Genomic DNA, 15877 nt, shown 5'->3' with positions numbered 1-15877 from the left:
AATGAGTACACAATTAGGAGCTCCGGTTAACCGCCAGACAGTTTCTGCATTATCCCAGAGCAAAGGCGAGCCGGCGTGGCTTGAAGAATCAAGAATTAAAGGTGCTGAACTGGCGGAAACGCTGGAATGGCCCAATCCAGAAAAAGTCCGCATCAGCCGTTGGAACCTAGCGGCGATCGGTAACCATACATCGCAACCCGCTATCACTTCGGTAAGCGAACTTCCGGGCTCAATCGGAGAGTTGGTTGCTGGTGCACCGGCCGGTTTGGTCGTTCAGCGCAACAGCACAAGCGTGCTGCACCATCTTGCGGCAGAGCTTTCAGCAAAAGGCGTTATTTTCACCGATCTGGAAACAGCAGTTCGTGAACATAGCGACTTAGTTCAACAGTATTTGTACACCGTTGTACCTCAAGACGAGAACAAGCTTACAGCTCTTCAATCGGCGATTTGGAGCGGCGGGGTTTTCCTCTATGTACCAAAGAACGTTGAAGTCGAATTACCTTTGCAGGCGCTGTTCTTCAGCGACGATGCAGGTGCCACTTTTGCTCCGCGCGTCCTTGTCGTAGCAGACAGCCACAGCCGAGTAACCTATGTAGATAACGTAGTTAGTGCATATGGCGAAAATGCTGCATCCCTTGCAAAGCAATCCATTATTGAAGTGATCGTTAAACCCGGCGCGCACGTACGTTACGCTACGGTTCATCATATGTCTTCGAATGTTATCGACTTGACTGTTCGCCGCGCTGTTGTGGAGAATGACGGCAATATCGAATGGGTCATCGGTGACTTGCATGACGGTCACACGCTTTCGGACACGCAATCACTTCTTAAAGGCAACGGTTCAAACTCCGATGCCAAAGTGATCAGCATCGGAACGAACTCACAACAGATGAGCCTAACAACCGGCGCCGTTCATTTTGGACGCAACACGGAAAGCAACATGGTTACCCGTGCAGTGATGAAGGATCAAGCTACTGCCATCATCAACGGCATTACGAAGATCGAGAAGGGTGCAACAAAGTCTAACGGGGTGCAGCAGGAGAAAGTGCTGATGCTAAGCCCGAAAGCACGCGGCGATGCGAACCCGATTCTGCTGATTGACGAAGACGATGTTAAAGCCGGACATGCGGCGAGTGTCGGACAAGTAAATCCGGAGCAGGTGTACTACTTGATGTCCCGCGGTATTTCGAAGAAAGATGCGGAGCGTTTGATCATTCACGGTTTCTTGGCCCCTGTCGTTTCGGAAATTCCGATTGATGCGGTCAGAGAACAGCTCCAGCGTCTGCTGGAAAGGAAGCTGGAAGGATGAATGTAAAAGCGATCAGAGAGCAATTTCCGATCCTTGATCAACAAATTAATGGCCATCCGCTCGTTTATTTGGACAGCGCGGCGACTTCACAGAAGCCGCGTTCTGTCATTGATGCTGTTAGCCGGTATTATGAGATGGACAACGCCAACGTGCACCGCGGCGTTCATACACTCGGCTCCCGCGCTACGGACGCATACGAAGGCGCACGCGAGAAAGTTGCAGCGTTTCTGAATGCGGCGAGTACTCAGGAAATTATTTTCACCCGCGGAACGACCACGGCTTTGAATTTAGTAGCATCGAGCTATGCCAGAGCAGTTTGCGGCGAAGGCGATGAAATTGTCATCACGCAAATGGAGCATCACTCGAATTTGATTCCTTGGCAGCAAGTCGCGAAAGCAACCGGCGCGACACTCAAATATATTCCGCTTGAGAAAGACGGATCCATAACGCTGGCAAATGCGGAAGCGACCATCACGGATCGGACGAAGATCGTCTCGATCATGTATGTGTCAAACGTACTCGGCGTCATAAATCCAATCAAAGAGATCACAGCTATTGCACATCGTCATGGCGCTAAGATGGTCGTAGACGGCGCGCAAAGCACACCTCACATGAAGGTGGATGTACGAGATCTGGATTGCGACTTCTACGCATTGTCCGGTCATAAGATGTGTGCGCCGACAGGTATTGGTGCACTCTATGGCAAGAAGGCGCTGCTTGAAGAGATGGAGCCGATCGAATTCGGCGGCGAAATGATCGATCATGTGGATCTGCATGATTCCACGTGGAAGGAGCTGCCTTGGAAGTTTGAAGGCGGCACACCGATTATTGCCGGTGCGGTCGGACTTGGCGCAGCGATTGATTTCCTAACTGAAATCGGTTTGGATGAAATTGAGAAGCACGAGCATAAGCTTGCTGCTTACGCGTACGAGCGTCTTAGCACCATCGATGGCATATCGATATTCGGACCTGTCGATAATCGTGCGGGTCTAGTCACATTTAATTTGAATGATGTCCATCCTCATGACGTAGCAACTGTGCTTGATACGAAGGGGATTGCGGTTCGTGCAGGCCACCACTGCTGCCAGCCGCTCATGCGATATTTGAATGTTTCTTCTACAGCCAGAGCAAGCTTTTATCTATACAATACCGAAGAGGACGTTGACAGGCTTGTTGACGGCCTCCAGCAAACAAAGGAGTTCTTCGGTTATGGAATTGGATGATTTATACCGCCGTGTCATTATGGATCATTACAAAAACCCGCGTAACCGCGGCACCTTGGACGAAGATGCACTTACCATTAACTTGAACAATCCAACGTGCGGCGACCGCATTACACTGCAGCTGCAAGTGGAAGATGGCATTGTGAAACAAGCGAAGTTTACCGGCGAAGGCTGTTCGATCAGCATGTCCTCGGCATCGATGATGACCGAAGCTGTGACGGGCAGAACAACGGATGAAGCACTTGCACTTGCAGAGCGATTCTCCACCTTTATCAAAGGCGGGGAGGCTGAGTTTGAAGAGCTGGAAGATATCGAAGCTCTGTCAGGCGTAAGCAAATTCCCGGCTCGAATTAAATGCGCTACGCTCTCTTGGAATGCGCTGCGTAAAGGAATCGAACATCAGAAACAATAAAGCGCGGTTACCGCGTTTGGTAGGAGGCTATTACGATGGCTAAAGAAATGCCTGATTTAGAAGATTATAAATATGGTTTTCGCGATGAACATAAAGCGATTTTCTCATCCGGTAAAGGTCTGACTCCTGAGATCGTTCGTACGATTTCGGAGATCAAGAACGAGCCGGAATGGATGCTTGAGTTCCGTTTGAAGGCGCTGGAGCAGTTTTACAAAATGCCTATGCCTAAGTGGGGCGGCAACATGGATGATCTGGATTTCGACGATATCCAGTACTATGTTCGTCCTTCCGAGAAGCAAGGCAAAACGTGGGAAGAGGTTCCTACGGAAATTAAAGAAACCTTCGATAAGCTCGGTATTCCTGAAGCAGAGCAGAAGTTCCTTGCAGGGGTATCCGCTCAGTACGAATCCGAGGTTGTTTACCACAGCATGCAAGAAGATCTGGAGAAGCAAGGTGTTATCTTCACAGATACAGACACGGCTCTTCGCGAATATCCAGAGATCTTCAGACAATATTTCGGCACGATCATTCCTCCGGCAGATAACAAATTTGCAGCACTGAACAGTGCGGTATGGTCCGGCGGCAGCTTCATCTATGTTCCAAAAGGCGTGAAATGCGAAATTCCGCTTCAAGCGTACTTCCGTATCAACTCCGAGAACATGGGCCAATTCGAGCGTACACTGATCGTAGCGGACGAAGACAGCTTCGTACATTACGTTGAAGGCTGTACAGCACCGATCTACAGCACGAACTCGCTTCATAGCGCAGTAGTAGAGATTCTTGTTCTCAAGAACGCTCGCTGCCGTTATACGACGATTCAGAACTGGGCTCCGAATATTTACAACCTTGTTACGAAACGTGCCGTTGCCGAAGAAAACGCGACAATGGAATGGGTTGACGGAAATATCGGTTCCAAGCTGACGATGAAATACCCTGCAGTCGTTCTGAAAGGCCGTGGCGCTAAAGGCATGGTGCTTTCGATCGCAGTAGCGGGTAAAGGCCAGCATCAAGATGCAGGCGCGAAAATGACTCACCTGGCACCGGATACGACTTCGACGATCGTTTCCAAGTCGATCAGTAAACACGGCGGTAAAGTAACGTACCGCGGTTTGGCATCCTTTGGTCGTAACTCCGAAGGCTCCAAAGCGAATATCAAATGCGATACGCTTATCCTCGATAATGAATCGACGTCGGATACTATTCCGTACAACGAAATCATGAACGACAACATTACGCTTGAGCATGAAGCGACAGTTTCCAAAGTTTCCGAGGATCAGTTGTTCTACCTGATGAGCCGCGGACTTACTGAAGCAGAAGCTACACAAATGATCGTAATGGGCTTCATCGAACCGTTCACGAAAGAGCTGCCGATGGAATACGCGGTTGAGATGAACCGTCTTATCAAGTTTGAGATGGAAGGCTCTATCGGTTAATACAATTCAAGCATAATAAAAACTCCGAATCCTCTTTGAAGAGGTTCGGAGTTTTTTGTTGATTGATGAATTACATGAATACTTGTTTGACTTCAAGATTTCGTATGACGGTAAGATCAACGAAACGATTTTCAATGCGAACCAAGGGCCGGAAAAATTCGGATGGATGAGTCATAATGATCGTTCCCGTTTCACCGGATACAAGTTCGACTTGCTTACCGATAAAATTAGGAATCATGTGTTTGATAAAGGTATGTGTCGTAAAGGCATCCAACTCCGTGTAGCTCATTCGGTAGAGTTCTTTCAGAACGAAGAGCAGGTCACGCTTCTTCTGGTAGACCCGTGAGGAAATCATTGCACTGTACACATCGGAAACTGCAACGATTTTGGAGACGGGATGGAGGTCATCGCCATGTAAGCGGTTCGGATATCCTGTACCGTCAATTCGTTCGTGATGCTGCAGGGCTACAGTTGCGGCGAGCGACTCGCCGAACGAATCTCTAATAATTTGATGCCCGTAAATCGTATGTTTCTTAATCAATTCAAACTCGTCATCAGAGAGTTTGCCGGGTTTATTAAGTATTCCGTCTGTGATTTGGCATTTGCCGATATCATGGAGGAAACCGGCTTGTCCGATCTTGACCGCTTCTTTCTCGGAATAACCTAGCCAAGAGGACAAGTAGTAAGAAAGCATTCCGACTTGAACGGAATGCTGATACGTGTAATCATCCTTCGTATTAAGCAGAAGCAGCATAGAGACGACGTCGCGTTCCATTCTGAAATTGTCTACCAGCGGTTGAAACGTATGTACGACGTCATCCTCGATAATTTTGCCGTTCTCCATCGCATCAAGAAACAACTGTTCATAACCATTCACAGCATCTTGGTAAATAGGTTGTACAGTAGGAATCCACTTGGGATTAATCCCTGATTCTATCGTTCTAGCCGATTCCTCTTGTTTCCTAGAGAAAATATCGACATATTCAATTTGATGCTGAAATAGTTTTGAAATTTCTCTGGCGTATAGCTCAGTTCCTTCAGAGAGTACATGTAATCCGTAGCTATTAAATGTATCGTTACTTAATTTATCTCCGTCTCTAAGCTCTGTCACATGAATCCGCATAATTCACCTCGAATGACTTATCAATTAGGCTAAGCAATGATAAGACCATGGTAGCAATAAAATGCAGAATTGGCAATGAGAGTACAAAAAAAACAGTACTTTATACCCTGTAATTATCTCCTAAAAACTTACTAAAAAAGTAATTAAAAACCTACTCTAATGGTGTGACGGGGTTCCACGGACCTAGCTGATGTCCTTTCCATTCGGAACCGTCTTCCCAAATTTCTCGTTTCCAGATCGGGACAATTTGTTTCAATCGTTCGATTGCGTATCGGCTTGCATCATAACAGTCGCCGCGATGTGGGGCAGAGACGGCAATGACGACGCTGATCTCGGCTATTTCAACAACACCGATCCGGTGTGCGATAGCAACCATGGCGCCAGGCCAGCGAGATTCGATTTCCTCGCCGATTTGCTGCAAAGTCTTAACGGCCATAGGGATGTACGCTTCATATTCGAGGCGAATGGTACGCGCGCCGTGCGTCCATTCCCGAGTCGTACCGGTGAATGTAAGCGCAGCACCGTTATTAGGCACGATGACAAGCGCTGTAATCGCTTCTACCGACAGCGGTTGGTCTGTTACTACATAGCGATCAGCAAGCGCTGCTTCGGTCTCGACTGCACCTTGTTCCGCTTCCCCGCCTGATACAGGAGGGAGCAGCGCAAGTTCATCACGAGCCTGAAGAAGCTGCTCATCTGAGGCGTAAGCCTGATTGCACGCCATGAAAGAAATCGTAATCAACGAAGCATCGGTTGGGTAACGAGTGATCAGCTCCTGCTTTAATTGCTGCACGGTGAGCTCGGATTGATCCAGCTCAAGCGTGATAACAGCTCCGCCAAAACGCTCGGACAAACCAGCAAACAGGTGGATATTCCATTTTACAGACATAGGTTTAACCTCTCGCAATCGTAATGTTAATGGTCTCCATAGCATACCATAATGTGTCCAAAAATGTTATGCTAGAGGCATAGACTGGGGAACCGAGGAGGTGAGCGGAAAATGACCGCATTAACAGATCGATTTGGACGCGTGCATGATTATTTGCGCATTTCCGTTACGGATCGTTGCAATTTACGCTGCCTATACTGCATGCCTGAGGAAGGTGTACAGTTTGAACCTGCGGAGAATTTACTTAGTTATGATCAAATCACCGAGGTCGTGCGTGCTGGTGCAAGCTTAGGCATTTCGAAGCTGCGAATAACCGGTGGAGAGCCACTCGTCCGCCCTGGCCTAGCAGGTTTGGTGCGACAGCTTGCAGCCATTCCGGGCATTAAAGACATTTCAATGACGACAAACGGCGTTCTACTCGCTGATCAAGCAGAGGCACTTCGCGAAGCTGGCGTTAATCGTGTAAATATCAGTTTGGATACGCTCGATCCCGCTCGTTTTCAATTTATTGCAAGGCGCGGTGATTTGAAGCGTGTTTTGAAAGGCATAGAAGTCGCGGCTCAAGTCGGTTTTGCTCCAATCAAGCTCAATTGCGTGCTGCTTAAAGGCATTAATGAAGATGAGATTGCGGCATTTCTGCGCATGGCTTACGACCAACCGCTTCATGTGCGATTTATTGAATATATGCCGATTGGACATGCCGATGACAATTGGAGAAATCATTATTTACCCCTTACACGCGTCCTGGAAATCGCTGAGGAGAATGGCTTGAATATTTCGCAGATTCACGATGTGCAGGGAAATGGGCCATCCGATGACTACCGGATTGAAGGCGGCAAAGGCTCCTTCGGACTTATCCATCCTGTGAGTGACCAATTCTGCTCAAGATGCAATCGTCTAAGGTTGACCGCTGACGGTCATATTCATCCTTGCTTATACTGGGTAGATGAATTGAATGTTAAGCCTGCCCTTGGCGATGCGGAGAAGATGCTTGAGCTGTTTAGCAAGGCGATGGCGATTAAACCGCTTAATCATGAAATGGCTGCGAAGCTTTCGAATGAAGCACAAAGCCATGAACCTACCGGAAGACGGATGTCGCAGATCGGCGGATAATATTATTTTCGGGGAAAAGAGAGGGATTGGCATGACCGTTCAATCGGGGAATACTTCGATTATCATCACATACACAGGACAAGAGCCTGTTAACATGACAGCTGATGAAATGGCTCAATTGGCAGGCGCAAGCTTTCCGTTATCAAGTCGAATCGCCGGCGGTGCCGGGGAAGCGTTCGATTTCGGAGCATGGTTCGAAGCTTGGTGCATCAGGCAAGGGATTGCCGCTGATGCGCCGCTTCCAACTCATCTGAAAGTTGAAGCCGTCGATACGTTTGAAGCCCTTATTCCTTGGGAGCAACTAAAGGATGCTGCAGTGCAGTACGCCATCGATGAAGCGCCGCTGCCTAAAGGCGGACCGATTCGACTGTATGTGCCCCATGGTTCAAGCGAATGCTTAAATGTAAAAAGCGTTTTCGTATGCAAGTTCATCCATGACGAAGAGAAACGCGGGGAAGTATCCTACGGCTTTAAGCAAACCTTCTCGGCAGAAGAGATGCGATTAAAGCGGTAGTCCTTGCAACCGGGAGGCAAGCATGATAGAAAAGGCAACGGATGCACCTGATGTCGTTTTGCTACATAGTAATGACATTCACAGTCGTTTGGAGCAAGCGGCCAAGATGGCTGCATATATCGAGGAAACACGGCGTATATACGGGGCTGAGCATGTACTTACCCTTGATATCGGCGATCATATGGACCGGATGCGTGTGGAAACGGAAGCAAGCGACGGCTTAGCTAACATTGATTTGCTGAATGCTGCAGGCTATGAAGTTGTAACGATTGGCAACAATGAAGGGCTGACTTTTACACCGGAGCAGTTATCGGAAGCTTACGGAACACGAGCATCCTTTAAGACGATCTGCGCCAATTTCTATCAGCTCGAGGATGGTAAACGTCCGTCATGGCTGCTTCCAAACACGATTATTCATAAAGGGAAGCTGCGCATCGGCCTCATTGGCGTGACGGCTGCTTTCGCTGAATTTTATAAGCTTCTTGGATGGAATGCCACTGATCCACTGGAGGCCGTGGCGGAGCAAGTCGAAGTACTTCGGTCTCAGGTGGATGTGTTAGTAGTGATGTCGCATGTCGGCATTATGCTGGATCGCCAAATGGCTGCTCAAATTTCAGGCATCGACCTTATTCTAGGCGGCCATACCCATCATTTATTTGAGGTGCCGGAAGTGATTGGGGAGACGTCTCTCTGTGCGGCTGGAAAATTCGGTGAATATGTGGGGCATGTGGAGATTAGGATGGAGGCCGCAACGAATCGACCGATCATTCGTGCGATCTGTGTACCGATGGAGAAGCGGGACCAACAGCCTGAGGCGACCGAACTAATCGACGGCTTTAAAGCGGATAGCAGACAACGTCTCAGCCGAGTCATAACTATACTGGACGAACCTATGCCTGCTAGTAGCGAGCATGAAACGCCGCTCGGCAATTTGCTCGCCGCCGGCCTGCGGCGTAAAGCCGATGCGGAGATTGGCATCGTCAATACGGGGCAGCTGCTCAGCGGCCTCGCCGCAGGAGAAGTGACGGCTGGCGATTTGCATGCCCTCTGCCCATCACCGATAAATCCATGCCGGATGAAGTTGACCGGCACTGAAATCCGCTTGTCGCTTGAGGAGGCGCTCCAACGCGAATATGTGGATAAACCGATCCGTGGGTTCGGTTTCCGCGGGCTTGTCCTCGGTACGCTTGCCGTAGATGGACTCGAGATCCATTATTCGCCGGAGCGGACGAATTACAACAAAATCTCGTCCATTGTAGTGAATGGTCATCCTTTACGGGATGATGGGGTCTACATTGTTGGGACGATCGATATGTTTACCTTTGGTGCCGGTTATGAGAAAATCAAATACGGCACAGACGTTACCTATTACTTGCCCGAATTTCTACGCGATGTGCTGGAACATGAGCTGCTCGATAAAGCGGCGATTACGGAGAGTTTTCGGCAGCGCTGGATCGTAGATGAATTCAATTACGAATGAAACGACTAGTTTAGGCTTAGAAAGAATCGTTTCTGCAAAATGCTTAGGAGGATCTAATGGGAGATATTATTCACGCGATTATTTTAGGAATTGTTGAAGGGTTAACCGAGTTTCTGCCCGTATCGTCGTCGGGCCATATGATTTTGACTAATAAGCTGCTTGGGATTGCATCGGATGATCAGGCGATCGTTACGTTTGAAATTGTCATTCAGTTAGGTGCTATATTAGCAATGGCCATTGTTTATAGGGATCGCATTCTCGATTTGTTTGGCCTATCGCGCAAATCGCAATCGATAGGCTCACTTTCCTCAGGAAGACTCAAGCCTCGCAAATTGAACTTGATCCACGTTGCGCTTGGTATCGTGCCTGCCATGCTGCTTGCATTACTGCTCAAAGATGTCATTAAAGGAGAAGGCTTCAATCAGACGCCGGTCTTGATTTCACTCGTCGTCGGCGGGATCTACATGATCGCTGCTGAGAGACTGCAGAAGACGCGCACAATCAAAGTCGTTTCGGAAACGATGGACGACATTTCTTATAAGCAAGCTTTCGGTATAGGGTTGTTGCAATGTTTGTCGCTATGGCCGGGTTTCTCCCGTTCGGGTTCTACGATCGCCGGCGGAATGCTGACAGGAACAAGCTATAAAGCAGCAGCAGACTTCTCGTTTCTCATGGCAATTCCGATTATGGTCGCAGCTACCGGCTATGAAATGCTCGACAACTACAAGTTTATTGAGGGCGACAATTTAATGTTCTTTATTGTAGGTTTCCTCGTTTCCTTCGTCGTTGCATGGCTTGTCATCGTGTTGTTCCTGCGCTTCATTCAGAAGGTAAGATTGACTCACTTCGCTATTTACCGTTTTGTATTGGCGGCTTTGTTCTGGCTGTTTGTGATGAGCTAAGAAAAATAACATGAATATGTCGATATTTGGCGAATCGGTTATTGCTCTTTTTTCTCAAATCCCTTACAGTAACATTACGAGGTTTTGTGAAATTCTAGTAAGTTTCGGATTTTAATCGAACTTTCACTAGTATTTTTCAGGGAAGAAACATACCAAGCCGACACTGTACGGCATAGCATTTCTTCTTACCTAGCCTACAATTTAGGAAAATAGATGCAAGGCAGGAGTCGATACGATGCGATTATTGCCCACACAGATGTGCCGGCCGGGCATGAGACTAGCTAAAAAGATATATTCCGAGGATGGACTAGTCCTACTTGGGGAGAATGTCGAATTATCGGCAAAATTGATAACCCGCCTCTATGAATGCGGCGTGCATTTTGTCTATATTCAGGATCCGCGGACAGTTGATCTGGTCATTCCCGATATAATTAGTGAAGAAACGAGACATAGGGCGCTAAGCGAAATTAGGACGAATTTCCGGGATTTAATGGATCGTCCTAACCGGAAGAGCGGCGTAACTTATCCATATATAGCGAAATCATTCAAACAAATAATGACGATGGTTATCGATGATTTGACGGATCAGAAGGATGCTATGATCATGCTCATGAACATGGGCATCGTGGATGATTATTTGTTCCAGCATTCGCTGAATGTATCGGTCTATACAACTTTGCTTGGCATCGCGCATGGTTATTCCAGGGACGAGCTGATGACGCTTGGACTTGGCGCCATGCTGCATGACATAGGCAAGACGCAAATCAGCACGAACATTCTCAAGAAGCAAGGCTCTCTGTCCAGAGATGAGTACGAAGAAATGAAGCGGCATGCGGAACGCGGTTATTATCTATTAAAGGATGAGCCGAATATCCCGCTGCTTGCTGCCCATTGTGCCTACCAACATCATGAGCGGCTGGATGGGAGCGGTTATCCGCGCGGCATTAAAGGAAACGAGATTCACGACTATGCGAAGTGGATTGGACTTGTCGATTCTTATGATGCAATGACGACAACTCGGATTTATCGTAATCCGCTGCTGCCGCATGAAGCAGTAGAATCACTTTACGCCGGTACCGGAACGTTATACGAGCAGCGGATGCTTCAGTTGTTCCGTGATAAAGTGGCGATTTACCCACTCGGCATTACCGTGAAGTTTCATTCCGGAGAGAGCGGTGTCGTCGTAGATATCAATGCTTCCTGCCCGCATCGGCCTGTTGTTCGTATCCTGAACAACGAACTCGGCGAGGAGCTTAAGGTGCCTTACGAGGTTGACTTATCGAAGCAGTTAACGACGATGATTGTAGGCGTGAATGAAGATCAACCTTTTGCAGAGGCTTACTGAGGCGCGTACTTGCTCCAGCAACCCAATTCAATATGGTAGTCCGGGGAGCCGAGCAGGCTCCTTTTCGTTTTTTCACCCATTGTGTTTGCAACGAGCGACTTCGGACATTACAATAAAAGAAAGCTATTTAAGAGCGTGCGAATATCATGACAAAGTAAGGTGCTGACACAAATGCAGAATGCTATACCTTTTGTACAACCGGATTCAAAGTTATTATTCACTCCCGCGAAAGATCCGTGGGATCCGATTCTTTCCCTGCGCGAGCATGGTCAGCATGTGCTGACGAGCGTTGAGATGACACTATCGAACTTATGCAACATGCGTTGCGAGCATTGTGCTGTTGGCGACACATTAGTGATGGCTGAGCCTGAGAAACTGCCGCTCGATACGCTGCTGCGCAGATTGGATGAAGTCGAGCATCTGAAGACGATCAGCATTACAGGCGGTGAACCGACATTCTCCGCGAAAGCAGTGAAAGACTATATGATTCCGCTGCTGAAATATGCACGCAGTCGCGGTGTATCCTCGCAAATTAACTCCAATGTCACATTGGACTATGGCAGGTACGAAGCGATCGCGCCTTATCTGGATGTGATGCACATCTCATTTAACTACACGAGCAGCGATGATTTTCACCAAATAGGCTTCGCCAAAAGCGGGCATCCTGTTTTGAAGGAAACGGCTGCACGTATGTATGATCGCATGATTGATAATGCAAGACGACTAAGTGACGGCGGACTATTCGTATCGGCAGAGTCGATGATCAATTTCCGGACTTATAATAAAATGCCTGAGATCCACAAGATGATCCTTGAAATGGGCTGCAAGCGTCATGAGGTTCATCCTATGTATCCTAGCGCATTTGCAGCGGATCTGCCTGTCATTTCGCAGCAGCAGATGCGAGATGCCATTACTTCCTTGCTGGACAGCCGGGACCCGTCTGTATGGATGCTCTTCGGCACGCTGCCGTTCTACCACTGTAATGAACAAAAGGAAGATCGCGACCTGCTAGCGAGATTGGCGGCAGCGCCGCTCGTAACGGTACGCAACGATCCTGACGGCCGCAATCGTTTGAATGTGAATTTATTTACAGGCGATGTGTTCGTAACCGATTTCTCTGATGTTCCGGCGTTTGGCAATATAGGAACGGATCGATTGGATGATCTGTTCGGCCAATGGCTTGCGCATCCGCTTGCGCGCAGCGTAGATTGTCACTGCCCAGCAGCCTCATGCTGCGGACCAAACCTGCTCGTGAAAGATATGTATTACCGGGATGTCGACTTTGGAGCTCGACAAGCCATCCTATAATATAGATAGAGCGGCGATATGCCGATGAGAGGAGCGGACGAAGCCTTTGCATGAATTTGAAGCAGGCCGAATTCTGTTGAATTTAAGTGTAGTCCTTATTCTTGTATTGTTGAACGGTTTTTTCGTAGCGGCGGAGTTCTCCCTGGTTAAGGTCCGTTCATCGAGATTGACTCAGCTGTCAAACGAAGGGCATAAGAGGGCTAAATACGCGCTGACAGTAAACAAAAAGCTCGATGCATACTTGTCAGCAACGCAATTCGGTATTACATTAGCTTCTCTTGGCCTTGGTTGGGTAGGAGAGCCGGCAATTTCTGATCTTATCGTTGAACCGTTGTTTTTCAAATTCGGCTTGACCGATGAGACGCTCGTACATACGGTTTCGATTATTATTGGATTTCTCGTCATTACCTTTCTGCACATCGTACTTGGAGAACTTGCGCCTAAATCGTTGGCTATTCAGAAATCAGAAGAAACTTCATTATGGCTTTCGATGCCGCTGCTGATCTTCTACAAGATGTTCTTGCCTGTCATTTGGCTGCTCAACGGATCAGCAAATCGGTTACTGCGATTGTTTGGCGTTCAGCCTGCCAGCGAACATGATTCGGCACATACGGAGGAAGAAATTCGCATTCTGATGAATCAGAGCGCCAAGAGCGGTATTATCGACAAGGATGAACTTCGTCTGTTTGATAATATTTTCGAATTCAGTGACAGGCTTGCTCGCGAGGTCATGCTGCCAAGGACAGATATGGACTGTCTATATGCGGATCACTCCTACGAAGAGAACATGAAGATCGTCTACGCCACCAAACATACTCGTTATCCGGTTTGTGTGGAGGATAAGGATCAACTCATCGGATTTGTGCATATTACGGATTTACTCACATCCGACCCGGATGAGGAGCAATCCATCCAAAAATATCTCCGCCCTATACTCAATGTGCCGGAATCGATGGAAATCAGCCATGTATTGAAGCTGATGCAGCGCAAGCATTCACAGCTGGCTATCGTTGTGGATGAGTATGGAGGAACTGCCGGTATGTTGACGACAGAGAGTATTCTGGAGGAAATTGTCGGCGAAATTCATGATGAATTTGATAATCAACAGCCTAACATTGTCGTTAAAGGGGATATCACCTCCGTAGACGGTCGGACGCTGATTGAAGAAATCAACGATATGTTTAACTTAGATATTGAGGATGAGGACGTCGATTCGATCGGCGGCTGGCTCTTCACGCAGTTGGAGGGTAATCCGGATAAAGGCAAGAAGATTATCGTGGATGATTACGCTTTTGAAGTGGCGGAAAGTGAACGATTGCGAGTGCTGCGTGTATTCATCTACCGAGTGAAGAAGCAAACCGAACAAACACAGGGGCAAGAGCAGCAGGATGAAACGGAATAAGTAAGTAGAGGCTGGCGCTTCGATCATCATGGATGATTGAGGCGTCAGCCTTTTTCTTTGTCTGCCCGTACTATTCCCCGGGAAATCAAAAATGTGATATTCATCAATTCTACAGGAACATTTACTGGGCGAATGTCATATGATTAGAAATGGAATTTTGTTACTGCTCCGTTCCGATTATATTCGATTACTAGGAGGAATGCAGGTGAATGCGATGAAGCCAACACGAGATTGGTACCCCTTCGTAGGTCCGTTCGATCCTTGCCCGCCTAAATATGTGAAATCCTACTACGTACCGCCGAATGAATTTATTCCCTACCAGCCCATGAATTTACCGCAATTCTCGCTGGCAGATGCACTAAAATTGGGGACGCTTTGGCCGGCATTATATGGTCCTTATGAGGCGAGAAGCAGTATGAGGGGGCAGCAGGATGAATAAGCAGCTGGACGAAAATTATTATCAGAAGCTGCTTGAGCTGCAGCAGCTTGATTTTGCCTTAGTAGAGCTGACACTATATCTCGATACGCATCCTAATGATCTGCAGGCGCTTCAGCAGTTCAATCAGTTGGCACAGCAGCGTCAGCAATGCGCCTTGCAATTCGAAATGCAGTATGGACCGCTTATGCAATTCGGACACAGCTACTCCAAATATCCATGGCAGTGGGTTGAATGCCCGTGGCCATGGCAAGTGTAAGAGCCGACTTGCAGGTGTAGAGTGGAGAGGAGGAGATTCCATGTGGATTTATGAGAAGAAGCTCCAGTACCCCGTTCGGGTCAGCAAATGTGATCCCAAGGTGGCCGGCTATCTGATCGAGCAGTACGGCGGAGCCGATGGTGAGCTGTCAGCGGCGCTGCGGTATTTAAATCAGCGGTACTCTATTCCTAACAAAGTGATCGGCCTGCTTACGGATATTGGTACGGAGGAATTCGCTCATTTGGAAATGATTGCTACCATGATCTATAAACTTACGAAAGATGCGACACCGAAGCAGCTTGAAGAAGCGGGACTTGCTCCAAGTTATGTAAATCACGATAACGGCCTTTTCTATAGCAACGCCTCGGGTGTGCCGTGGACGGCAGCCTACATAGCGACGAAGGGAGATCCGCTTGCTGATTTGTATGAGGATATCGCAGCTGAAGAGAAGGCTCGCGCGACGTACCAATGGATTATCGATATGACCGATGACGTGGATTTACAAGATGGTCTCAAATTTCTGCGTGAGCGTGAAATTGTGCATGCAATGCGCTTCAAAGAAGCGGTCGAGATGATCAAAGCCGATCAGAGCACGAAGAAAGTGTTCTAATACGATCGCGTTCAAACTGAGTACGAGTACGAAGCTGGCCCTCACGCGGAGCTGGCTTTTTTCATTTTTCATAAGCGATTTTTGACGAAATTTAACTAGTTTTGTCAAAATCTTCTTTC

16 protein-coding genes are annotated in these 15877 nt (G+C 47.9%); 14 read left to right on the top strand and 2 right to left on the bottom strand.

What is annotated here, in order from left to right; genetic code table 11:
* Window position 1: 1 nt before the first annotated feature.
* From sufD to sufB, 4 genes are read left to right on the top strand one after another with little or no spacing between them, the layout of a single operon-like run.
* Window positions 2-1309: a Fe-S cluster assembly protein SufD gene (gene sufD, locus AC506A_RS11270; RefSeq protein ID WP_495461106.1), complete on the top strand. Its 1308-nt coding sequence runs from the start codon at window positions 2-4 to the stop codon at window positions 1307-1309.
* Complete coding sequence (locus tag AC506A_RS11265; RefSeq protein WP_495461105.1) at window positions 1306-2532, top strand: cysteine desulfurase; 1227 nt, start codon at window positions 1306-1308, stop codon at window positions 2530-2532. Before sufD ends, AC506A_RS11265 begins: the two co-directional genes overlap by 4 nt.
* Window positions 2519-2944 carry a Fe-S cluster assembly sulfur transfer protein SufU gene (gene sufU / locus AC506A_RS11260; protein ID WP_495461104.1) on the top strand — a complete coding sequence of 142 codons (426 nt, stop codon included), beginning with the start codon at window positions 2519-2521 and terminating at the stop codon, window positions 2942-2944. The genes AC506A_RS11265 and sufU overlap by 14 nt, the downstream gene beginning before the upstream one ends.
* Before the next feature lie 35 nt (window positions 2945-2979).
* Window positions 2980-4377 (top strand): Fe-S cluster assembly protein SufB, encoded by a 1398-nt coding sequence (gene sufB / locus AC506A_RS11255; RefSeq protein WP_495461103.1) that lies wholly within the window; start codon window positions 2980-2982, stop codon window positions 4375-4377.
* 70 nt (window positions 4378-4447) lie between these two features.
* Here the strand turns inward: sufB and AC506A_RS11250 are convergent, their stop codons facing one another.
* Together AC506A_RS11250 and AC506A_RS11245 are read right to left on the bottom strand one after the other, a co-directional pair.
* Entirely contained in the window at window positions 4448-5500 is a 1053-nt protein-coding gene (locus AC506A_RS11250) for an HD-GYP domain-containing protein (RefSeq protein ID WP_495461102.1), read from the bottom strand.
* Window positions 5501-5651: 151 nt separating this feature from the next.
* Window positions 5652-6389 (bottom strand): molybdenum cofactor biosynthesis protein, encoded by a 738-nt coding sequence (locus AC506A_RS11245; protein WP_495461101.1) that lies wholly within the window; start codon window positions 6387-6389, stop codon window positions 5652-5654.
* A 111-nt stretch (window positions 6390-6500) separates the two neighbouring features.
* Between AC506A_RS11245 and moaA the strand changes: the two genes are divergently transcribed.
* The 10 genes from moaA (at window position 6501) to AC506A_RS11195 (ending at window position 15758) form a co-directional block, all read left to right on the top strand.
* Entirely contained in the window at window positions 6501-7502 is a 1002-nt protein-coding gene (moaA, locus tag AC506A_RS11240; RefSeq protein WP_495461100.1) for a GTP 3',8-cyclase MoaA, read from the top strand.
* Between the two features lie 31 nt (window positions 7503-7533).
* Window positions 7534-8016, top strand: a complete 483-nt coding sequence (locus tag AC506A_RS11235) for a hypothetical protein (RefSeq protein ID WP_495461099.1) — start codon at window positions 7534-7536, stop codon at window positions 8014-8016.
* 22 nt (window positions 8017-8038) lie between these two features.
* The gene (locus AC506A_RS11230) at window positions 8039-9496 is read left to right on the top strand and encodes a bifunctional metallophosphatase/5'-nucleotidase (protein ID WP_495461098.1); all 1458 of its coding nucleotides are present in this window, start codon (window positions 8039-8041) and stop codon (window positions 9494-9496) included.
* A 56-nt stretch (window positions 9497-9552) separates the two neighbouring features.
* Window positions 9553-10398, top strand: a complete 846-nt coding sequence (locus AC506A_RS11225; RefSeq protein ID WP_495461097.1) for an undecaprenyl-diphosphate phosphatase — start codon at window positions 9553-9555, stop codon at window positions 10396-10398.
* Window positions 10399-10633: 235 nt separating this feature from the next.
* A complete protein-coding gene (locus tag AC506A_RS11220) occupies window positions 10634-11743 on the top strand; it encodes an HD-GYP domain-containing protein (RefSeq protein WP_495461096.1) in 1110 nt (369 codons plus the stop codon).
* A 171-nt stretch (window positions 11744-11914) separates the two neighbouring features.
* On the top strand, window positions 11915-13051 hold the full coding sequence (gene yfkAB / locus AC506A_RS11215; RefSeq protein WP_495461095.1) for a radical SAM/CxCxxxxC motif protein YfkAB: 1137 nt from the start codon (window positions 11915-11917) through the stop codon (window positions 13049-13051).
* A 46-nt stretch (window positions 13052-13097) separates the two neighbouring features.
* On the top strand, window positions 13098-14453 hold the full coding sequence (locus AC506A_RS11210) for a hemolysin family protein (RefSeq protein WP_495461094.1): 1356 nt from the start codon (window positions 13098-13100) through the stop codon (window positions 14451-14453).
* 214 nt (window positions 14454-14667) lie between these two features.
* Window positions 14668-14892 carry a spore coat associated protein CotJA gene (locus AC506A_RS11205; RefSeq protein ID WP_495461879.1) on the top strand — a complete coding sequence of 75 codons (225 nt, stop codon included), beginning with the start codon at window positions 14668-14670 and terminating at the stop codon, window positions 14890-14892.
* Window positions 14885-15148, top strand: coding sequence for a spore coat protein CotJB (locus tag AC506A_RS11200; RefSeq protein ID WP_495461093.1), 264 nt, complete (start codon window positions 14885-14887; stop codon window positions 15146-15148). Before AC506A_RS11205 ends, AC506A_RS11200 begins: the two co-directional genes overlap by 8 nt.
* Before the next feature lie 40 nt (window positions 15149-15188).
* Window positions 15189-15758 carry a manganese catalase family protein gene (locus tag AC506A_RS11195; RefSeq protein ID WP_091220806.1) on the top strand — a complete coding sequence of 190 codons (570 nt, stop codon included), beginning with the start codon at window positions 15189-15191 and terminating at the stop codon, window positions 15756-15758.
* Window positions 15759-15877: the final 119 nt, after the last annotated feature.

This window comes from Paenibacillus sp. N22P23, assembly GCF_059383735.1.
The sequence above is the reverse complement of the archived record's forward strand: the minus strand, read 5'-3'. Positions and strand labels throughout refer to the sequence as shown.